Below are 20,454 nucleotides of genomic sequence, written 5' to 3'. Positions count from 1 at the left end.
GACGAGGCAGCAGCGGCCCGGGGAATCTGGAGAGAAGTGGGGCGGAGCACGGCTCTGTCAGCCCCGCTCTCACCGTCACATTTGTCCGAACGGGAAGTCCAGCTGCCCACCGGCTCATATCGGGGGTCATCTCCAAGAAGAGACGACCCACCTACAAGCAATTAGCCCTGACATGCCCGGATTTGAGGCTGCCTGCCGCGTGGTGGAAGGCGGAACTGAATGACCCTCGATATGAGCCCCCGTGCCTCTGGCTCGACCGATGGCGGGAGGGCAGGCTGATGATTCGACGTGCCGGGGCGTCGCCCCTGTCCCCCATTCACCCCTAGCCACCGGGGCTTCGGACGTCAGGCACCCCGTCGTGACCCTGGTCTCTGAAGCTCCGGTTTCACGCCCCGAGGAACCTTTATCCGTGACTGCGAGTGAGGCCACCCTGCTGTACTCGGTCATCACGCCCGGCGAGGGTGGTGAGACGCGCTTCGCCGACGCCACCCGCGCCTACGCGGCGCTGCCGGCCGACCTCCGGGAACGGGTCGACGGCCTGAGCACCGTCCACTCCGCCCAGCACCTCGGTGCCCAGCAGGCCGAGGCCGCCGACGGCCGCTCCTCCACCCAATCCGGAACCCTCACACAACTGCCCGAGGTCACTCTCCCCCTCGCCCCCGTCCACCCCGCCACCGGCGCCCGCGCGCTCCTGCTGAAGGTGAGTTCGGTGGCCGTGGCGCGCCCTTCCGTGTGCCACCTGGTCAGGGCCTCGAGGACGAGCTCGGGTTGGGTGCGCAGAAGTTCCTCGGCGCAGCGAGGCTGGCGGCTCACGGCCAGGGTCTGTCCTTCCCCTGCACGCGACAGCGACAAGTGGATCCCCAGAACGCCGATCGGGCCAGCCATGAGTATCCGGTCGGCAGGAGTTGCTTGATCGACATCCATAAACGCGCCGCAGGCGACGGCGAGTTACCCGGATCGAGTGAGTCCGGCTCAGACACGCCAGGCGGCCCGAGATCGCCCTGTCAGGATCAGGGTCCGCACCAGCAGCCCCACTCTCCGCAGCCTGCCGCACGGCACCGCTGCGACCCGAGCATGCCCACCCTCGAACCCGCTGACCGCGCCCAACCGCGCCAGGCGGGCCCGGTGGTCCGGCCTGCCCGCACACCTGCCGCCCAGCCCGCCGAACCAGGGAGCAATGTGACCGAGACCAGCGCGACCCACAGTCGAGCAGCCGATGCCCCGCCCGAGGACGAGGAGCACGCGGAGGAGTTCCGCACCCACTTCTACGGCGACAAGCGTCGGGAGGCCGGCGAGTCGATCTCCACCGGCGCCATGGTGCGCCGCCTGCCCCAACTGGTCCGTCGCGCCCTGGCCCTCGCCTGGGCCGCGGACCGACGAGCCACCCTGCTGCTCCTGCTCTGCCAGGCCGCCTCCGGGATCTTCGGCGCGCTCGCCCTGTACGCGACCACCGGAACCCTGGCCGCGCTGCTGCGCCCCGGTCCGGTTGCCGCGCACCTGCGGGCCGCCGCGCCGTCGCTGTCGGTCCTCACCTTGTCCGCCGGGCTGCGGGCCGTCCTGGCCATCGCCGTGACGACCCTGTCCGGGCAGGTCGCACCCCGGATCAACCGCGAGGCGGACATGGCGCTGATCGAGGCCGGCTGCTCGGCCGAGCTCGCCGCCTACGACGAACCCTCGTACGGGGAACGGTGGGAGGCGGCCGACCGGGGCGCGGCCACCACCCCGGACCTGCTGTCCGCGGCGCAGGACGTGATCGCCTCCACCGTCTCGCTGGTCGCCGCTGCCGGGGTGCTGGCCACGCTGAACCCGCTGCTGGTCCCGTTCCTGCTGCTCGGCTCGGTGCCCACCGGCGTCGCGGCGGTGCGTACCGCCCGCATCCACTACCTCGCCTCGGTGATGACGGGGGAGGAGCGGCAGGCGCTGCGGATCTACCGCTGGTACCTGATCGACAAGGGGAGGGCCGACCAGGTCCGCTCCGACCAGGTCACCCCGCACATGCTGGACAAGTACCGGCAGACCGAGGCGCGGATCGTCGCCGCCACGGACGGCGCGGGCCGAGCGGCCGCGAGGGTGTCGCTGCTCGCCGCGGTCGGTACCGGCGCCGGGGCGGCGCTGATCTGGGGCGCCCTGCTGTACATGGTGTCCACTGGCCGGATCGGCCTCGCGGCTGCTGGCTCGGCGACGTTCGCGCTGCGCACCGCCGGCAACGGCGTGCAGGGCATGGTCGGCAACGGCGCCCGCCTGTACCGGATGGGCCTGTTCCTGGACGACTTCTTCCGGTTCCTGGACGAGGCCGGCGGGCACCGCATCGCCCGGGGTGACGCCGTGCCCGGCCCGCCGAAGACGATCGAGGTCGCCGGCCTGACCTACACCTACCCCGGCGAGCAGCAGGAACCGGCGCTGCGCGGCATCGACCTGACCCTCACCCAGGGCGAGGTCGTCGCGGTGATCGGGCAGAACGGCTCCGGCAAGTCCACCCTCCTCAAGCTGCTGTCGGGCCTGTACGTGCCCCAGCCCGGGGGCGGGTCGATCACCTGGGACGGCGTGCCGATCGGCGACCTGGACGCCGAGGCGATGTGGCGGCAGGTCGCCCGCGTGCCGCAGGAGTTCGCCCGCTGGCCGCTCCCGGCCGGCGAGAACATCCACCTCGGCCACCACGACGGCGCCCCCGACCCGCAGGTGGTGGCGGCCGCCGCGCTGACCGGCTTCGACGAGATCGTGTCCCGGCTGCGGTCGGGCTGGCGGACCCTGCTCGCGCAGGGCTGGATGGGCGGGGCGGAACTGTCCGGGGGCGGCTGGCAGCGGGCGGCGGTCGCCCGTGCGTTCTACCGCACGGTCCGTCAGCCGGGCCTGCTGATCCTGGACGAGCCGACCTCCGACCTCGACCCGCGCGCCGAGCACAAGATCCTGCACGCCCTGCGCGGGCTGGCGGACGGCCGGATCACCCTCCTGGTCACCCACAACCTGGCCAACGCGCGGCTCGCGGACCGGGTCGTCGTCATGGACCAGGGCCGGATCGTGCAGACGGGCACCTGGGACCAGCTCGCCGACCGGCCCGACGGCCTCTTCCGGGAGCTGCTCGACCTCCAGCAGGACCGGACCGTCCCGGCCCAGCGAACCACCGCCGAGTAGCAGCACCCACCGCCGGGGCGGGCGCCCGCAGGTGCCCGCCCCGGCCCACACGAGGAACAGCGCATGGACTTCCACACCTGGCCGCCGAAGGTGCTGGTTGTAGACACAGAAGGCTCCGGTGCGAGCCCGCCCGACCTGGTCGAGCTGGCCGCCGTCCCGATCACCGCCGGCACGGCGCGCGCCGACGCAATCCGTCAGAGCCTGGTGCGACCACCCAACCCGGTCACGCAGCGAGCCTCCGCCCTGAACGGCCTCACCAACCAAGTCCTCGCGAACGCGCCCACCTGGGAGACGATCGCCGACCAGGTACGCGCCGACCTAAGCGGTGCGTGGATCACCGCGCACAACGCCTCCGTCGACTACCGGCTCCTCACCCGGCTGCTGCCTGGGTGGGAGCCCGCCGGGGTGATCTGCACCCTGCGCCTGGCCAGGGCTCTCCGTCCCGACTTGGCACGCCACACCCTCGATGCGCTGATCGAGGCGGTCGCCGTACCGCTGGCCGAAGTGGCGGGGCTGCGGCACCGTGCGGCCTACGACGCCCACGCAACCGCCCTGCTACTCCTCGCCCTTGCCGAACGCCTGGACACCTGGGCTGACCTGACGGCCATTGCAGTTCCACCTGCCCTGCGCCCGAGGCCGGTGGATGAACAACAAGGGCTCTGGTAATGAAAGCCCCTGCTGGGGACGTGTTTCTGGCGCTCGCACAGCACCGGCGACCAGGTCAGCGGCCGACTGCGACTGGGCAGGGAAGGCGTGCTCCTGTCCGCTTCGCTTCGGTCACCTCGCGCCCCGCTGGTGGGCACGCGGACTGCCGGCGCTCATGCAGCCGCCTCAGCAGGCAAGTCGCCTACCTGCAAGAGCCGTTGAAGTTCATGCTTGCGGACGCGGTATTCAGACCCCACCCGCAGCACGCTGCACGGGTACTGGCCGGTTCGGGCGAGCTTGTAGCCGGTGGTGCGGCTCAGGCTGAGCAGTTCGTTCGCGTCGGGCAGGCGGATGGCCGGCGGAAGGCTGGCCATCCGCCGGCGGATCGGCAGGTCGGGAAGATCCAGCACTCGCAGGAGGTCCGCGGTGACGACGCGGTGCTGGTCACCGACCTTGAGGACGGCGCAGGGGTAGGTGCCCTCATGGATCATGCGGTACCCCGTACTGCGGGTGAGATCCAGCAGCTTGTTGGCGTCCGCCACGAGCAGCGCGGGGGGAAGCTGCGCCAGGGCCTCGCGGGAGAAGCGCTTGGCACGCACCCTCGCTGTCATGTCGTTCAAAGCAGCACTCCCCCGTGCGGGATGTTCTCTGTCGGAGAAACTTCTACCACACTTGCTCGCGGAGCAGCGAAAAGCCAAGCTATGCTGCTTCCCATGACAACGAAGCCGGTCCCTACCGCACTCACCCTCCGCGTGGGCGAAGCCATCCGCGGGGAGCGCACCCGCCAGGGGCTGTCCGCCCCCGAGGTCGCCAGGCGCTGCGCCGACTTCGGCGTGCCGATCCCGCCCACCGCGATCAACAAGATCGAGAAGGCCGGACGCGGCAGCCTGAAGGTCGAAGAGGTCCTCGCGCTCGCCGCCGCGCTGAACCTGCCCGTCGCCTCCCTCCTGGTGCCGCTCGGGACGGAGGCCAGCATCGACCTGTTGCCGAACCTGCGCCTATCCAGCTGGGCGGCCGTTCAGCTGATCACCGGCGAGGGCGTCACCGACAACGAGCCGGAGGGCAGCCCGCGCTCCACGCTGGCGATGTTCCGGGAGCACGAGGTGGACGTGCAGACGGCGACGATCTCCACGCGCGCTGCCCGAGACTGGCGGGCGCAGGCAGGCAAGTCCTCCGTCGGCTCGGACAGATACGACCAACTGACCCGACAGGCAGCCGAGATGGAGCGGATCGCCCACGAGGACTGTCGACGCCTGCTGGATACCCGCCAACGAATGCGCGCTCTTGACCTGCACCCGGCACCGCTGCCGGAGCACCTCGCATTTGTCGCCCAAGAAGAGGAGGTGCCCAACTGAAGGGCTCCATAACCCGCGCGTGCTACTGCCGGGACTCGAAGACCGGCGCCCTCTACACCGCGTCTAACCCCTGCCCCAAGCTCCGGGCCCCCACGCACGGCAAGTGGTCCGTGCGTCAGGAGGTCGCCCCGGACGCCGACGGCAAGCGCCGCCAGTTCCGCCGCACCGGCTTCGACACGTCGAAGGAGGCGCAGAAGGAGCTGGACCGGGTCCGGGCTCTCCTCGCCCTCGCGGACGAGGACGATCCCGATGCGCTGGCCCGCGTCAGTGATCTGATCATGCTCTGCCAGAAGGAGCGCTCGCCGCTCCCGGCCCCCGAGAACACCGCCCGGCTGCTGCGGGCGGGGTTCAAGCTGACCAGCCGCATCACGGTCGGCGATTGGCTGGACTTCTGGCTCAAGGGCAAGAAGAAGCTCCGGCCTACGGGGTGGACGCGCTACGAGGTGGACGTCCGCTGCCACCTCAAGCCGCGCATTGGTGAGCGGCGGCTCGACCAGCTGAGCATTGAGCACCTCGATGAGATGTTCGAGGGGATCGACGCGACCAATGTGGAGATCGTGGAGCAGAACGCTCAGCGGCACCAGGCCGTCGCAGACCTCAAGCTGATCGAGGGCCGGGCGGCGCGCCGGACCGCCCGCGAGGCCATCGCCGCGATGCCGCCCTTCCGGCGGGTGACGGGGCTGTCCTCACAGCACCACATCAAGGCGACCCTGCGGGGTGCGCTGAACGCCGCCATCGCCCGGCAGTTGATCGTCTTCAACCCGGCGCACCACGTCGAGCTGACGACCGCGCCGAAGCCCAAGGCCCTGGTGTGGACGGCCGCCCGCATCGCCGAGTGGAAGCGGACCGGCAAGAAGCCGTCCCCGGTCATGGTCTGGACCCCCGACCAGGCCGGCATCTTCCTCGACCACGTCTCCGACCACCGGCTCTACGCGCTGTGGCACCTGTTCTGCTTCCGCGGCCCGCGCCGCGGCGAGGGCGTTGGCGCCCGCTGGGTTGACTTCGACAGGGACAACCGGTCCCTGTCGGTGGAGACCCAGCTCGTGCAGCTGGGCTGGAGCGTCCTGGAAGGCGAGCCGAAGACCGCCAGCGGTGTTCGCATCGTCGCTCTGGACCTGGACACCACCAGCGTCCTGGTCCACCACGAGAAGCGGCAGAAGGCGGAGCGGTTCCGCTTCGGCCCCGGGTGGGCCGACACGGGCCGCATGTTCGTGGAGGAGGACGGCACCTGGCTCCACCCGGGCAAGGTCAGCGACCTCTTCGGCCGCCTGGTGGAGGAGGCCGGCCTGCCGCCCGTCCGACTCCACGACCTCCGGCACCTGGCCGCCACGCTCGCCCTGCTGGCGGGTATCGACCCCAAGGTCGTGTCCGAGATGCTCGGCCACAGCGACACGGCCATCACCCGCGACATCTACCAGACCGTCCTGGACGAAATCGCGCGTGAGGCGGCCGAGGCCGTCGTGAAGCTCGTCCCCCGCCGCAAGGCGGTCTACCCTCGGCCCGGCATCGTCGTCGCCTGACCCTTTGCCGACAGCGCTCGCCAGGAAATTCTTCCTGGCGGGCGCTGTCGTTTCAGGAGGCTGCATCGGTTGAAGATTTCACGCTCCGTCACCGAGCAACGGGGTGCGATGGATGCCGAGAAGCGCGGCGGCCGAGGCCCCGCTGAATCGGCCTCGACAGCACTCGGAGGCTCCGGGCAAGTTTCGGGCAATTTCCTGACATGTACGCGCCATGGACTAGACCATTGAATTGACAGTGGACATGAAAAGGCCCAGGTCAGATAGCATCTGACCTGGGCCTCGGTGAGCCGCCTATGGGATTCGAACCCATGACCTACGCATTACGAGTGGGCTCGGTTGCGTGCCCACCAGTCCCAACGGGCCGCTCCGAATCCCAGTTTTGCCTGATCAGAGCACCCGTGGGTGTGCCGGTGAGTCCCAGGTGGAGCCACGCGTCCCACGGGTGCCCGAACGTCCCGGGCACTTCGCGGGCACCCCGTGCTCCGAAGAACTTCCTAACGTCCAGCTTAGACCGCTGTTCTCCGACCGTCACGCTGGGCGATCTCCCTCCAGGGGTAGGCCGGCTACGGCTGCGGTGGGTGGATCTGCCTCGCCGCGGCGCCGCCTGAGCCCAGGGAGGCAGACGCGATGACGCCTCCGTGTAACCGTGCCCGTCCCCTCGCTGGCTCGCGCTGGCCGTATTCCCGATCGCAACCAAGTGCGATAAACGCAACAAGCACTAGATTGTCCTGGTTCTGGCATGTATCTTGTCCGGTTCATCCCCGGGAGGGCCGGCGGATGATGTGCTGGGGGGTACGTGGCGGGTCTGCAGGTGTTCCGCGTTTCTGATGGGGATGTTCGTCGTGTCGAGGGTGACACCGTGGAGCTGGAGCGTCACCTCCAGGCTCTCGTCGAGGCGAACATGGAGGAGATGCTGGGCGTTCGCTTCCTGGCGAGCGAGTACTCCACTGGTCCGGTGCACCGGGGCCGGATCGACAGCCTGGGCCTGGACGAGGACGGCAGCCCGGTGCTGATCGAGTACAAGCGCACGAGCAGCGAGTCCGTCCTCGCTCAGGGGCTGTTCTACCTGTCGTGGCTGGTGGAGCACCGCGACGAGTTCGAGGCGCTCGTCGAGAAGCGGCTCGGCGCCGAGGCCGCCGAGCAGGTGGATTGGAGCAACCCGCGGGTGGTCTGCATCGCGGCGGACTTCACCCGGTACGACCTGGCGGCGGCCGGGATGTCCCACCACCGGATCGACATGGTGGTCTACCGGCGCTACGGGGACGACCTGGTGACGCTTGAGCTGGCGGCATCGGTCGCCGGCGGGTGCGGCACCCTGCTGGGTCGGCGGTCGGAACTTGCGCGACCGGTCTCGGCCAGCCGTCGGACGGTCACTGATGTTCTCGCGCAGGCCAGCGGCGAGGTCCGCGGGCTGTATGACGAGCTTGACGCGCGTCTGCTCGACCTCGGCGAGGGCCACTCGGTGTCACTGCAGCACTACGTCGCCTACCGCCGCCGGCGGAACTTCGCCTGCGTCCGGGTGCTGGCGCAGGCGCAGGCTCTGGTCGTCTTCCTGCGCGTGGACCCGACGACGGTCCAGCTGATCCCGGGCTGGACCCGGGACGTCCGGAGAATCGGCCACCTCGGGACGGGCGAGCTGGAGGTCCGGATCGGATCGGTGGAGGACCTCGATCGGTCGATGGCCCTGCTGCACACGAGCTACGCCGCCGCTGCGTAGTCCGTCAAGGGTGATGGGCCGTACCCCGAAAGAGGTACGGCCCATCGCTGTCGTTCGGCCCATCCGCAGGAGGACTGGTTCCGCAGGGCTCGCCTCAGCCGAGCAGACGCACCTTCCAGCGTTTCAACGCCTTTGCGTCACCGCCCCGGAGTACGCCACCGGCTGCCTCCACAGCGGCATTCGCTGCCTGGATGACGCTCTGCGCGTCGATCTCCGGGTTCTCTGCCACGGTCAGGCGGGCAAGCAGGTCCCATACCAACACCGGCCCGTGGGTGAACAGGTTCTTCCCGTCGCATCCGAAGTACGCGGCGCGCTGGTCCAGCGCGGGCTCGACCCGCTTGGCGAACTCCTCGTAGTTCGAGCAGGTGTCGAGCACCAGGCCGTGGCAGCGCAAGCCGCCTCGACTCCCTCGAAGACGATCAAGGTTGATCCACCGCCTGGTGTCGGCCACGTTTTCTCCAACCCAGGCGACCCCGTCGTCCGAGAAGCCACCATGGCCGGCGAACACGATCAGATCGGCTGGTGCGCGCAGAGCCTCCAGGGCCTCCGCGGCCGTGCCCGGGGTCATCACTTCGATCCTGATGGGATCCCCGCGCCCAGTGGGGTTCCAGCGGCGGCGGACCGTCCGCAACTGGTAGCCCAGCCCCTGGACGTACTCGACCATCGGCTCGTCCCCGGCGAACGCCATGACCCGGATCGTGCTCACTTCGCCCCCCTCCGTGGTGAACGGCTCCGGCTCGAAGGGTAGACGGTCCGCCGGGGCTGCGGTCACCGCCGGCGGGAGCGGGGTGGTGGGGTGACAGGTGGTTCGGCCGGCGGGGTGGGGGAAGAGTTGAGGGCCTGCTGGATGTGAGCTTGGCGGGCGGCCCAGCGGCTCAGGTCGCGCTGGTAGGTCCGGCCTGCCTCGCCTCCGGCGAGGCTGGGGTGTGGGGCGGCGGGCTGACGTTCCTGGGGGTTCGGCTGTTCGATGGTGATCCTCTGTTTCAGGGAGTGGCGACTCCGCGCGCGGGGCGGGGCCTGGTGGTCAGTGTCCGCAGTGGGGCTGCGGTGCTTGGGCCAGTGCGGTGATCAGAGCGCGTTCACGGACGAGGTCGGCGTGGGCCTCGGGCTGGTTCGGGTCCAGGGCTTCGAGTGCGCTGTCGATCGCCGCCAGGGCTTCCGCTCGGCGCCCGAGGCTCCGCCAGGCGGTAGCGGTGCGGAAGAGCATGATCGGGTCGCCGTCGTCGAAGGTGGGCCATGCGGCCAGCTTCAGGATGTGCTCGGCTTGGTCGGGCAACCCGTCGCCGAGCCAGAGGCCGTGGAGCAGGGCGTGGCAGACCTGGGGGTTGTCGCCGGCCTCGGCGAGGCTGCGGTCCATCTCTTCGAGGGCGTCGGGAGCGGAGCTTCCGAGAAGGGCGAACGCGGCGAGGGCGCGAGTGTACGGATCCCAGCGGGCGCGCTCGCGCTGCGGGGTCTGGTCGACAAGTTGCTGGATGCCGCGGCACCGGAAGTCGAAGCGCAGGCCGACGAGGTGGATGTGCCGGAGCGCCTGGGCGTGGACGCGGTCGGTTCCGGGCTGGGCGAGGTGGTCGGTGCCGGTGAGGTGGGCGAGAGCGCTGTTGCGTCGGCAACGCGCGTACCACGAGAGATGGTTGGCCAGGGCTGCACTGGTCTGCCAGTCCGCGTTGGCGCGGCTGAGCCACCGTGCCGCTTCGGCTGGCCAGGGCCGGCCTGCGTCGATCTCGTGCTCGATGAGCATGCGAACGGCGGCGAGCGCGGCGTCACGGAGTTCACCGCGGGTCACCGCGACGGCGAGGGCGCTGTATCCGCCGGGGCTGTCGAGGAGGCCGCGGATCATGATGCGCTGCGCCGGCGGGTGATGGGCTGCGCGGGCGATCCGTTCGATCGTGCGCAGGTCGGCGTTCGTGTTGGTCAGGGTTTCCTCGTTCGGTCCGATGTGGGGGCCGGCGGCAGTACTGCTCCCGTTGCGAGGCCCCGGCTGGGCGCGCGGGTGCCGTCGGTGCTGGGTGGTCAGCGGGCGCGGCGGTGACCGGTCGGGCCGGTGGTCGTCGCTGCTCCGGCGGGTGCTGCGGCAGGTGCGGGAGTGGTTGTCCTGGTGCGTGCCGCGTCGGCACGGATGGTCGCGGCCGGTGTGGTGCGGTGCTGCTGCGGCTGCTGCTGCGGGGGGTCGGTGTAGAGGGCCAGGTATTGGCCGATCGCGCTGCGCAGAGGTTCGGGGTCGAGTTGTCCGAACTGGTGCAGACGGTCGAGGTCGTGGAGCGTGTGGACGAAGCCGGGTCGGGGAACGGTGCCGTGGGCGTCGAAGTCGAACTTGTTCGCGCCCAGTTCGGCGCCGCTCTCCAGTAGGACGGTTCGGATCCGGATCCCGTTGTACGTGTCGTCCCGGATGCCGGCCTGGGCGAGTTCGGCGGTGACCAGCACGCCGCCCCGGCGGGCGACGGCCTGGCGGCCGGTGGCGAAGCCGTCTTCCAGCGGGGCGAGGAAGGTGAGGACGGTGGCATGGGTGGGGTTCAGGGTTCCTCGTATGGGAGCGAAGGTCAGAGGGCGTGGCGGCGACCGGTGGGCGTGGAGCTCATCGCGGCTTCGGTGGGTTCTGCCGCAGGCGAGCGGTGGGTTGTCCTGGTGCGGGCGGCCTGGGCACGGCCGGCGGACAGGCCGAGCTGCGGCGCGGAGCCGGGTGGTGATGGGCCGGGCTCGGTGAGGCGGGCTGCTTCGCGGGCAGCGGCGAGTACGAGGGTCGTCGGTGTGGCCGGGCTGAACGTCGCGGTCCACAGGTTCGGTGGGCTACCGCCGTCGAGGGTCCAGCTCGCGGGGCCCGGTACGACGTCGAGGGTGCTGGATTCGGTCTGGGAGACCGACCACAGTTCGATGTCGCCACCGGGGATTCGGCTGGCCCTTGCCCTCGGGCGGTCGGAGTTCTCCCAGCCTTGAAGGCGGAGTCGGGCGTGGGCGAGGTCGGGGTCTCGGCTGCCTGGGACTGGGTCGGGCCGGTAGGTGCGGTTGGGGGTGAAGCTGGGCTCCGGGCTGGTCTCGAAGTCGTCGAGGACTTCGAGGGTGTCCAGGTCTTCGAGGGTCGCTCGGACTGCCGAGGTGACTGCGGCGATGACGGTCGGTGGCGTGTGGGTGGTGAACATCGCCGTCCAGCGCAGAGGGGTCGCGTCGCCGGACCACACGATCGGCTTGTCTCCCGCGGCGGTGATGGACCACCGGCTGGTCCAGGCAACGTCGTGGCGGTCTTCTGGGGTGTCCAGGACGGTCACCCGGTGGCACGGGCTGTTGAACTGGTGGTTGCCGAGCTCGTCGTCGGTGAAGTCCCAGTCGTAGATCGGTGTGCAGGCCGCTGCGGGGTCGTCGGGTGCCGGGCTGCCCGGTGGGCGGGGGTCTTCGGTCGGTGCGGTTGCAGCCGTCGTGATCGCCGAGCGGTAGAGGCTGGGAATCTCGTCCGGTCGCCGGCTGACGGGCTTCGGTGAGAGCGCCGCCTTCAGGACGGCGGCGACCAGATGAGCCGGTGCCCGCCGGGAGAACTCCGCCCGCCACACGTGCGCCTCGGCGTCCTCGAAGGTGTGCCCGCCGACGACGATGTCCGTGGCGGACTGGCCGTCGGGGCCGGGTGCCCAGCCGTCGGCGATGTGGTGCCAGATCGCGACCTGCTCAGGCCCGAAGTCGGGTGACTGCAGATGGGCCCAGCCGTCGATGAGGGTCTCCTCCCATCCGGCCCGCGCTGCGGAGGCGAAGAGTCCTTGCAGGTCGTGCGGTCCTTCGAGTGCGGCGCGGCGGTCGCGGCCCCGCATGTTGGTGAGGTGGGCAAGGGTGTCGACGAGGATCTCGGCGGGTGTGTTGCGGGTGAGCGACGTGCTCCAGCGCGCTGGGCTGAGCGGGGTGTCCGGGTGGGCGGTGATCTTCCAGACCGCTTGGTCGTCGCGCTCGGCGGCGGCGAGGACGAGATCGTAGTTCGGGGAGATCAGCCCTGCGCCCTCGGGGAGCCAGTCGACTGACTGCCAGCCGCGCCGGATCAGCGCGGACCAGACTGCTCCGGGTTGGCCGGGGCCGGCCAGCCGGCGGGGGACCACCTTCGTGGGTCGTTCAGCGATCGGGGGCCTCCTGGGGCTGGGCGGGGTTGGCTCGGGCGATCTTCAGCGGCCGGGCGTCCGCCCCCGGGCGACGTTCTCCGGTTGCACCGGGGCCGGGTCGGGGATGGCCGGGCTCGGCAGACCGGTGGAGCGGGCGGTGGCGGCTGCGGTCCGGGGCGGGGCGGGCACGACCGCCGAAGCGTGCGGGAGGGGCTGCCGGGGATCGTGGGTCCACTCATCGGCGGATTCGTGATCCGGAAAGGAGCCCTCGGTGAGGGTGTAGGTGCCGGCGGGGACGTCGACGTCCTCGAACAGCACCCGGACGGGGCTGCCGTCCGGGGCCAGGGAGTCATCGAGGATCACCCAGGTGTACCAGTCGTGCACCAGCTGGTCGTCCCCTCGCCACGCCTCCCCCGGCTTCCAGCCCGGATCCCAGGTCAGGTTCCTGGTGTACGAGGCGTCGCTCCTGAGCCCGTCGCCGCTGGAGCGGATCCGGTGCTCCAGCGCGATGGTCTCCGCGTTCGCCGGGACGCTGTGGTGGCCGGCCAGGGCGGCGATGGCGGTGGTGTCGGCGCCGCGCTGGATGAGCCAGTGCTGGGCGAGGACGGGCAGGGGGTGGGGCGAACTCTCGTAGTGGAACAGCCCGGCGGTCCGGTCCCGCCGGACGTGGATGGCCACATAGTGCGGGTCGCCGGGCATGCCCGCGGTGGCCGAGTTGTCGCGCACCACCAGGTAGCTGCTGCTCACGCCGTTGTTCATGAGCCGCCCGTGGGCGTGGTGCTGGGAGATCACGGTGTAGGAGGCCGCGTTCAGGGCGTTGCTGTACTCCGCTGCCGCGTCGTCCTTGGTGGCCGGGGCCAGGCCGTCAAGGTCGAGCAGCTCGTCGAAGCCGGTGTCGGTGTCGGTGATGGGCACTCCTGTCGAGCGGTGGGGGTGGGGCGGGGCCTGGGCCGGTGGGCTCGAAGGCGAGCCTGGTCGGACCGGACCGCCGGGGCGCAGGCGCGCGGTCGTCAGCGCCCGTGCGGCTTCTGCGGCCCGGTACGGCCGGGGCCGGCCGCGTTCGTCTCGGCGGCAAGAGGGGCCGACGGGGTGAGGGTGCTGCGGGTTCGGGCTGCGGTGGCCCTGTTGGTCGCGGAGGGGGCCGCGGACAGCTCCCGGTACAGGTCGATCAGTCCCACCAGGCGCTGGTGGCGTTCGGCGCGCGCGGCCAGGGGCACGCCGAGGGCGGTGTGCAGCAGGAAGGCCGGCGCACTGTTCTTGTGGACCTCGCGGATCTCCCCGTCGGCGAGCCCTTGGAGGTCGCGTCGGACGGAGTCCAGGTGGGTGAGGGAGGTGTCGACAGCCTCCAGCAGATCCCTCTGGGCGGCGTCGAGTTTGAGTGCCGCCTGGTTGAGCTGACGGACGAGCATCCCGCGCGGGCCCGGCTCGCCGGCGCCGGGAAGGTATCGGATGCGGTCGACGCCGAACGCCTCGTGGACGGTCCGGGTGCCGATCTCGTGCGGCTGGAGCGGTCCGGGGACGTACGCGGTGGTGTAGGGGGTCGTCGGGTCGAGCAGCGTGCGCAGGTGCTCGACGCCCTCCAGCCACTGCTCGGCGGACTCCCGTTGGAACCAGCGCCCCATGGTGGACTGTGCGTTCGCCAGGACGCGGTCGAGCGCGGTGGTGGCCAGCGGGCGCAGGTGCGAGGGCAGTTCGGGGATCGGCTTCTGGGGGCCGTAGGCGCCTTCGATGGCGAGGCCGCCGGGGCACTGCGCGGCGACCAGGGCGGCGGCTGCGATGGCCTCGTCCTGGACGTAGTCGTCCGGTTCGGCGGCTTCGGTGTAGCGCGTCAGGCGGTGCTGGATGACGGTGTGTCGCTGGTGCGGGCGGGCGCGGTCGACTTCGTTGGCGAAGTCGGCCGCGTGGTCGCTGTCGAAGGGGCCGGTTCCCCAGGAACCCATCGGTGCGGTGCTCCTTGTGGTCGTCGGTCGTGGGCTTGGGGACGTGTGCCGCTCGCGGTGGTCAGCGGGCGGGCTGCCGGGGCTGGTCGGGTGGGTTGGTGGCGGTGGTCGAGCGGCTGGTGGCCGGTGCCGGTGGCGAGAGGACGACGCGGGTGCGGGCGGCCAGGGCCCGCGCGGACGGGCCGGCTGGGGCCTGGGGGGTGAGGGGGCGGATGTGGAGGTACTGCAGGTGCTCGGAGGTGAGGTCACGGCCGAGGCGGGCCACGGGCGCGGGGTCGGTCATCGCGGCCGTGACGGCTTCCAGGAGCGGGGCCGGGATGTTCTCCGACATGTCGATGGTCCAGCCCTCGACTTCGCCCGGATGGAGCTTGCCTCCGCTGATCTGCCAGTCGCGGCTCTCGCCGACGAACAGCTGCCCGGCGGGGGCGGTGCAGCGGTAGACGCTGGCCATGCCGGTGTCCGGTTCGTCCCACATCAGGTGTTCGCGGGTGCTGTTGTCGTGCCAGCCTGCGGCGATGATCGGCACGAGGCCGTCGTCGGTGTTCCAGGCGGGCCGGGTCAGCTCGCCTGGGTCGCTAGCGAGCGCGGTGTGCAGGGCGGTCACGATCTCCGGCGGGGTGCGGGGGTCCGCGGTGGCCTGCCAGACCTCCTCGCCGCTCGGCTGGTAGGTGAAGGAGGCGGTCCAGCTGGTCCCCGTGTGGTCGGTGGTGGACCGGGTGCGCAGCCGCTGGCACGGGCTGGTGTACACCGTGGTGGCGCCCTGCTGCTCGGTGGTCCAGCCCCGGTCGGTCAGGGGCTTGGAGGCAGTGGTGCGGTCGTGGCCGGGGCCGGCGAGGTAGACCGGGGCGACGAGGGCCAGCGGCGCGGGCCGGAAGTCCGGAGCGAAGAGTTCCGAGGTGCGCGCGGCGGCCCCGGTCAGCAGACGGTCGATCGCGTGGAGCGCCTGCTCGTGCTGGGCGTCCGGCAGCGATCCCCAGGTCCACGTGGTGCCGTCGCCGACCGGCCGGTCGTGCAGCACTTCGGCGATCCCGCTGAGATCCACCCCGTTGATCTGCGCTGCGGCGGCGTAGGCTGCCGCGTCCTTCAAGTCGTCTATGGTGAAGGGGAGTTCATTCAGCGCCGTGGTGAGGGGAGGTGCCGGCCTGCGGTTTGCGGTCCGCCGGTCGAGGTTGGCGCCCGGGTCCAGGCCGAGAAGCGCCGGCGCACTCGCCGCCGCCGCAACGACCATGTCTTCCACCAGCAGGCACGCCAGGGCCTTTTGCTCAGCGGGAAGTTGGCCCCAGGTCGTCGGGGTGCCGCTCCGGCTGCTGGGGATGACCCGGTCCACGATGTACCACTCGGGTATGAAGTCGAAGTGCTCGACCTCTTCCAGGACCTCCTCGCACAGCTCAGCTGCCGCTCCCCGCAGGTCCGCCTCGGTGTACGGGCCGGCGTTGTCGGGGGCGGCCCCCGTCCGGTGGCCGAGGTGGGCGAGCAGGTCCTCGTCCATCCAGTCCCGGTCCCGCTGCAGGGGGGTGGGGTCGGTGAGGGCCTGGGCGAGGGCGTCGACAACGACCGTGGGGGCGTTGGTGGTGACCATGGCCTGCCAGTAGGGCGGGTAGCCGCCGGATCCCCGCGGGCCGATCTCCACGTACAGGTGCGGGTGGGCCATGAGGTCGTGCGGATCGCCGGGCGGGTCCAGGCGGACCTGGACGCGGGCGAGTTCGTCGGGAGCTTCGAGGTCGAGCACGCCGCCGCGGTAGGTGCTGCGCCAGCCGGCGTCGGTGAGGGTGCGGATCAGGGTCCGCCGGTCGGCCGGCTGTTGGAGGGCGGGGTGCGTCTCGCCGGTCCAGTCGAGGGTGTCTCCGGTGCGGGCGAGTACGTCGGTGACGGCCATGATGATCTCAGGCGGCGTCTCGGTCGAGAAGCCGGCCATCCAGGTCGGTGTGCCGAGGGGCTCCGGCGCTGCAGTGATCCGCCAGGCGGCGCCGGGGTCGAGCTGGCCGTCCGCGACGCGGAAGCGATGATTCGGGCTCCAGGCGAATTCCTGGGACAGGTCGTCGTCGGCGCTGCGGCCCCAGCCCTGCTGGATGAGGCGGTCGAAGACGCGGTTGGTGTGGCGGGCCCCTGCGAGGTAGGTCGGGGTGACGTCGATCGTGGTTTCGGGGATGGCGGTTCCTCGGGGCTGTCAGCGGCTGGGACCGCGGATAACGGGGGCGGGGCGGGCAGCGGGTTCTGGTTCGGTGGCGCGGCCGGGCGGTGTCGCCGCGCAGGCGCTCAGCGGGTACGCGGCCCCGGCCCGGCTGTCGGCTGTGCGGCAGGCGCGCGTGCCGACAGGGTGGTCGGAGTGGTGCCGGCGGAAGCACGGGGCCGGGGGGTGCTGCGGGCGGCCAGGGCGCGGTGGACGTCCAGCGGCGTCGGGCCGGAGGGGATCTCGGTCAGTTCGGCGGCGCCGATGACGGCCGCACCGACGGCCAGGTCGCCGAGGTCTCCGATGTCGCGGATGGCGGGGGCGAGCATCGCGCTGACCATGGTGTGCAGGATCCGGTCCGGAGTGGAGCGGGTGGCCGCGGCGGACCAGCCGTGTTCGCCCGCGATGTCGACGCTCCAGAAGGCGTCCTGCCCGGTTTCCTCCCACTCCTCCAGCCCGTAAGGTGCCTGCGTGTTGAGGACGATCGTGACCTGCGGGCTGTGCTCGGCGCACGCCGTCTCGGTGCCCGTCTCGGCATCCCAGGTGAGAGTCCATCCGTGGGAGAGAACAGCGTCACGCCACTCTGGGTCGGCAGCGGCCTCGGTCAGCCGGCCACCGGTGCGCAGCCGGTCGGCCAGGTCGGTGGTGATGGCCTCGACCACTTCGACCGGGGTGTTCTCCGTGAGGCCGACCGTCCACAGCGGCGGGAGGTTCGGGCTTTCGTGGACGGCGATCTTCCACATGACGTTGCCGGTCTCCGGCTCGATTCCGAGGCGGACCCGGCTGTCGGTGGAGATGATCAGCTGGTTGCCGTGGCCGTCGTCGAGGCGGACGGCTCCCACGTCGGTGAGCGGACGGATCGCGCGTTCGGCGTCCAGGGCGGGGCCGGCGTACAGGGCAGGTGTGATGCTGACCTGCAGCCAGGGCTGGTCGTTGGCCTTCTTCGTCCAGTAGGGGGCGGTGGTGGTCAAAAGCTGTTCCCTCGGTGGTCTCAGGCGGCTCGCCGTCGCTCTGCCGCCCGGGGTTGGGGTGCGGCGGCAGGCAGGTCTACGACGTGGGGCGGTGGAGGTGCGGGCGCGCGGTGGCGGCGCGGCCGTGAACGCGGGAGTGGATGTCGGGGGGAGACCCGACAGGGTGGTTGGGGTTCCGGCTCATCGACACCTTGCGGGTCAGCGGGTGGGGCGAGCCGGTGCGGCGGGCGCCCTGTGGTGAGCCGCGGGTATGTCGGCGACTCGGCCTTGCCGTGTCGCTGTCGCCCGGGCTGCGCTCACGCGCGGGACCTCGGCCTGGGCGCTGGCGGTTGTGGACAGTGCGGGTCGGGCTCGCAGCGCGTTGGCCGTGTCGGTGAACCGGCGCCAGGCGTAGTCGCTCCGGTCGAGGGCCCAGCCGGGTGCCCGGGCGGTCAGGGCGGGTGCCAGCGCGGCGACCTGGTCGGCGGGGGCCGCGCCCCAGGCCAGCAGCGAGCCGCTGCTCGACCACAGGTCGAGGTACCAGTCGCCGCCGAGCGGGTACGCCTTGACGTGAGCTTGGTCGGGTTCCTCCTGGTAGTGCCACAGGGTGCGGTGGAGGGGCTGCCAGCCCGGGCCGACGAACTCGGGGGCCGGGATGTCCTCGCCGGGGCGCTCGCCACGGTCGGCGACGGTGAACAGGTCGTGCAGCGATCCGTCGTTGAGCGCGGCCTTGACCAGGTCGAGGACTTCGGTGGCGTCCAGTCCTTCACGGCCGTCGAGGACACCGACGACGTGGCTGAGGGTGCGCAGGGTGTGCCTGGCGTTGCCGGGGTCAATCCACTCCTCGGGTGGGTCCTGGTTGGCGAGGCTGGCTTTCACCCTGACCGCCACTGACCGCAGGTCCTCCAGCTGCTGCGCTCCGGGGCGAGTGGACAACTGCGATACCCGGTAGGCGAGTTCGTCGTAGGGGCGCATGTGCTGGCGCACGAGGTGAAGGGCGTAGCGGTCGGCGCCCTCCCGGAAGCTCGCGACTGCGGCGGTGCGGACGGCCGCGTCGTGACCGCGGAGCGAGGTGAGCAGGGTCATGTACCGGTCGTGGGTGTCGATCTGCTCGCGCAGCACGCGCTCGTACGCCTGGTTCAGCAGGTTCAAGTCGCTCTGGTCGGCAGCCTGGTGGTCGCCGTAGCGCTCCGCACTGGCACGTAGCTCTGCGACGCGGTCAGCTGCGGGCCGTCCCCAGGTGCCGGTCATGGCGTACGCCGGCGGGGCGCGGGCGCCTGCGTGCGAGATGCTTCGGCGGGCAGGAGTGCGGTGGCCGTGGCCGCCTTGCCGTCGGCCGGCAGTCGGCGTGCGGTGGCAGCGCGCTCGCCGGTCGGTGTGGCGGCCCGCCGCTCCAGGGGGACGATGTCCATATCTACCTTGTGCTCCTAGGGATCTGTCGGGCGGCCAGAGCGCGGTGCGGGCGGTCAGCGGGACTTCGGCGGTGGGCCGTCGCGGCCCGGCGCTCCGGCGTGGCCGGGCCGGTCGGTGGCCGGGGGAAGTGTGGCTGGGGCGGCCGGTGTGGTTCGGGCACGGGCCGCGGCGGATCGCGGTGAGCGGTCGGTGCCGAGGCGGCCGACGGCATGGTCGGCCGCCTCCCGGCCGGAGGCGACGATCTCGGCCGTCAGCCGGAGTGCTTCACCGGCGTCCCCGCCGACACGGTGGTGGAGGGCCCAGCCGCCGGCCGCGCGCAGGGCCCGGGCGCTGCGATCCAGCACGCCGCCCTCCCCGGTGATGACGCCGGCCACCCTGCGGGCCTCGGCGGGATCGGTGGCGCGCAGGAGGTGGGTGGTGACGTTGTCGATGCGCTCGGCCAGTTGTTCCGCGGTGTTGCCGGGCAGGCGGTCGCCGGTGACTGCGATGAAGGGCGGTGGCGTCGGGCGGACGCCGAGGGTGGGGTCGAGGGTGACGTCGTACCCGGCGGTGGCGAGGAGGACGGCCGTGTCGGTGGCGATCTCGTTTTCCTCGTGCTGCTGGTGGCCGGTGGGCAGGGTGTAGTGGTCCGGGCTGCCGGGGTTGGGCGCGAAGCCTGTTGTGCCGACGAGGAAGGCGGTGTGCCCGTCCCCGCCGCTGGCCACGATCGCGCCTTCGTCGGTGCGTCGGATGGTGACCGCGTTCGGGTCCGGCAAGCTGGGGCCGGCGGGCTCGGGTTCGGCTGGTGCCTCGCCTGTGTCTTGCCGGCCTCGCTGCTGGCCGTTGCCGGGTGGGAGGTTACGGCGCGGGCTCGGTTCGAGGCGGACCTGAGTGCGGTTGGCGGCGGGGATCTGGAGGCGCTGGCGGAGCGCCGGCAGGGGGTTGACGACCTCGTCGAGCGCTGCGCTGATGAGGGCGTTGGGGGTGTGGCCGGTGAAGGCGGCGTGCCAGCGTTCGCTGGGGTATCCGCGCGGGCCGCCCCAGAGGGTGACGGTCGGACCGATCCCGCGGATGTCGCCGATGTTGTGGTTGACGGCGATGCCGGCGGTGACGTCGGGGCGGGTGTAGCTGTAGACGCCGTGGACGGGGCTGGTCTCCCGCGACCATGGTTCGTCGGCGGCCTCCAAGTCGGCCGCGATGGTGTTGTCCAGCGACCGGCGTCCCCGCAGGAGTTCGTCGCGCACCGTCTCGGAGGTCGCGGTCAGGGCGTGGGAGAGGCGCTCGGCCACCGCGGTGACGACCTCGACCGGTGTGCGGGTGCAGAAGGTGGCGCGCCAGGTTCGCTTGCCGACGGGCGAGGCGTACGCGGCGATGGTCCAGCGGGGCCCGGTGCTGGTGTCGTGGTCGAGTTCGATCGCGGCGAGGAGGGACTCGTGCAGGGCGACGGTGGTGTCCTGCCCCGGGCTGTAGCGGCTCCAGGTGGGGGACGTTTCGAGGAAGTGCGCGAGGGCGGCTTCGGCGTCGCCCGGTCCGGCCAAGTGGCCTGGTGTCACGACCACTTCG

At 71.4% G+C, this 20,454-nt stretch carries 18 protein-coding genes; 6 read left to right on the top strand and 12 right to left on the bottom strand.

All coding sequences use genetic code 11. The annotated features are described in order from the left end of the window. The first annotated feature begins 409 nt into the window (after window positions 1-409). The 3 genes from ACWDRR_RS18660 to ACWDRR_RS18650 all read left to right on the top strand — a co-directional run bounded on the left by ACWDRR_RS18660 (window position 410) and on the right by ACWDRR_RS18650 (window position 3,798). Window positions 410-913 (top strand): TauD/TfdA dioxygenase family protein, encoded by a 504-nt coding sequence (locus tag ACWDRR_RS18660; RefSeq protein WP_449773272.1) that lies wholly within the window; start codon window positions 410-412, stop codon window positions 911-913. Window positions 914-1,179: 266 nt separating this feature from the next. After that, window positions 1,180-3,132 carry an ABC transporter ATP-binding protein gene (locus tag ACWDRR_RS18655; RefSeq protein WP_449773271.1) on the top strand — a complete coding sequence of 651 codons (1,953 nt, stop codon included), beginning with the start codon at window positions 1,180-1,182 and terminating at the stop codon, window positions 3,130-3,132. A gap of 63 nt (window positions 3,133-3,195) precedes the next feature. Continuing rightward, complete coding sequence (locus ACWDRR_RS18650) at window positions 3,196-3,798, top strand: 3'-5' exonuclease (protein WP_449773270.1); 603 nt, start codon at window positions 3,196-3,198, stop codon at window positions 3,796-3,798. A 152-nt stretch (window positions 3,799-3,950) separates the two neighbouring features. Here ACWDRR_RS18650 and ACWDRR_RS18645 read toward each other — a convergent pair whose 3' ends face one another. Next, window positions 3,951-4,397, bottom strand: a complete 447-nt coding sequence (locus ACWDRR_RS18645; RefSeq protein WP_449773269.1) for a helix-turn-helix transcriptional regulator — start codon at window positions 4,395-4,397, stop codon at window positions 3,951-3,953. Window positions 4,398-4,490: 93 nt separating this feature from the next. Between ACWDRR_RS18645 and ACWDRR_RS18640 the strand changes: the two genes are divergently transcribed. From ACWDRR_RS18640 to ACWDRR_RS18630, 3 genes are all read left to right on the top strand, one after another. Further along, window positions 4,491-5,132: a hypothetical protein gene (locus ACWDRR_RS18640; protein ID WP_449773268.1), complete on the top strand. Its 642-nt coding sequence runs from the start codon at window positions 4,491-4,493 to the stop codon at window positions 5,130-5,132. A gap of 110 nt (window positions 5,133-5,242) precedes the next feature. Then, window positions 5,243-6,652 carry a tyrosine-type recombinase/integrase gene (locus ACWDRR_RS18635; RefSeq protein WP_449773267.1) on the top strand — a complete coding sequence of 470 codons (1,410 nt, stop codon included), beginning with the start codon at window positions 5,243-5,245 and terminating at the stop codon, window positions 6,650-6,652. 859 nt (window positions 6,653-7,511) lie between these two features. Then, entirely contained in the window at window positions 7,512-8,369 is an 858-nt protein-coding gene (locus ACWDRR_RS18630; RefSeq protein WP_449773266.1) for a DUF5655 domain-containing protein, read from the top strand. Between the two features lie 94 nt (window positions 8,370-8,463). Here ACWDRR_RS18630 and ACWDRR_RS18625 read toward each other — a convergent pair whose 3' ends face one another. The 11 genes from ACWDRR_RS18625 to ACWDRR_RS18575 form a co-directional block, all read right to left on the bottom strand. Next, window positions 8,464-9,075, bottom strand: a complete 612-nt coding sequence (locus ACWDRR_RS18625) for a hypothetical protein (RefSeq protein WP_449773265.1) — start codon at window positions 9,073-9,075, stop codon at window positions 8,464-8,466. A 318-nt stretch (window positions 9,076-9,393) separates the two neighbouring features. Next, window positions 9,394-10,206 (bottom strand): hypothetical protein, encoded by an 813-nt coding sequence (locus ACWDRR_RS18620; RefSeq protein WP_449773264.1) that lies wholly within the window; start codon window positions 10,204-10,206, stop codon window positions 9,394-9,396. Between the two features lie 173 nt (window positions 10,207-10,379). Further along, a complete protein-coding gene (locus ACWDRR_RS18615; RefSeq protein WP_449773263.1) occupies window positions 10,380-10,790 on the bottom strand; it encodes a hypothetical protein in 411 nt (136 codons plus the stop codon). 116 nt (window positions 10,791-10,906) lie between these two features. Beyond that, window positions 10,907-12,439, bottom strand: coding sequence for a DUF317 domain-containing protein (locus ACWDRR_RS18610; protein ID WP_449773262.1), 1,533 nt, complete (start codon window positions 12,437-12,439; stop codon window positions 10,907-10,909). A gap of 63 nt (window positions 12,440-12,502) precedes the next feature. After that, entirely contained in the window at window positions 12,503-13,354 is an 852-nt protein-coding gene (locus ACWDRR_RS18605; protein WP_449773261.1) for a hypothetical protein, read from the bottom strand. A gap of 95 nt (window positions 13,355-13,449) precedes the next feature. Continuing rightward, complete coding sequence (locus tag ACWDRR_RS18600; protein WP_449773260.1) at window positions 13,450-14,379, bottom strand: DUF4259 domain-containing protein; 930 nt, start codon at window positions 14,377-14,379, stop codon at window positions 13,450-13,452. A gap of 61 nt (window positions 14,380-14,440) precedes the next feature. Then, complete coding sequence (locus ACWDRR_RS18595; protein ID WP_449773330.1) at window positions 14,441-16,414, bottom strand: DUF317 domain-containing protein; 1,974 nt, start codon at window positions 16,412-16,414, stop codon at window positions 14,441-14,443. A 221-nt stretch (window positions 16,415-16,635) separates the two neighbouring features. After that, window positions 16,636-17,520, bottom strand: a complete 885-nt coding sequence (locus tag ACWDRR_RS18590; RefSeq protein ID WP_449773259.1) for a DUF317 domain-containing protein — start codon at window positions 17,518-17,520, stop codon at window positions 16,636-16,638. Between the two features lie 198 nt (window positions 17,521-17,718). After that, window positions 17,719-18,750: a hypothetical protein gene (locus ACWDRR_RS18585; protein ID WP_449773258.1), complete on the bottom strand. Its 1,032-nt coding sequence runs from the start codon at window positions 18,748-18,750 to the stop codon at window positions 17,719-17,721. Next, the gene (locus ACWDRR_RS18580) at window positions 18,747-18,911 is read right to left on the bottom strand and encodes a hypothetical protein (RefSeq protein WP_449773257.1); all 165 of its coding nucleotides are present in this window, start codon (window positions 18,909-18,911) and stop codon (window positions 18,747-18,749) included. Before ACWDRR_RS18580 ends, ACWDRR_RS18585 begins: the two co-directional genes overlap by 4 nt. A 54-nt stretch (window positions 18,912-18,965) precedes the next feature. Further along, window positions 18,966-20,429 carry a DUF317 domain-containing protein gene (locus tag ACWDRR_RS18575; protein ID WP_449773256.1) on the bottom strand — a complete coding sequence of 488 codons (1,464 nt, stop codon included), beginning with the start codon at window positions 20,427-20,429 and terminating at the stop codon, window positions 18,966-18,968. Between the last annotated feature and the right edge of the window lie 25 nt (window positions 20,430-20,454).

It is taken from the genome of Kitasatospora sp. NPDC003701, assembly GCF_053587085.1.
Note: the sequence above shows the minus strand (reverse complement) of the source record. Positions and strands in the feature narration are given on the sequence as shown.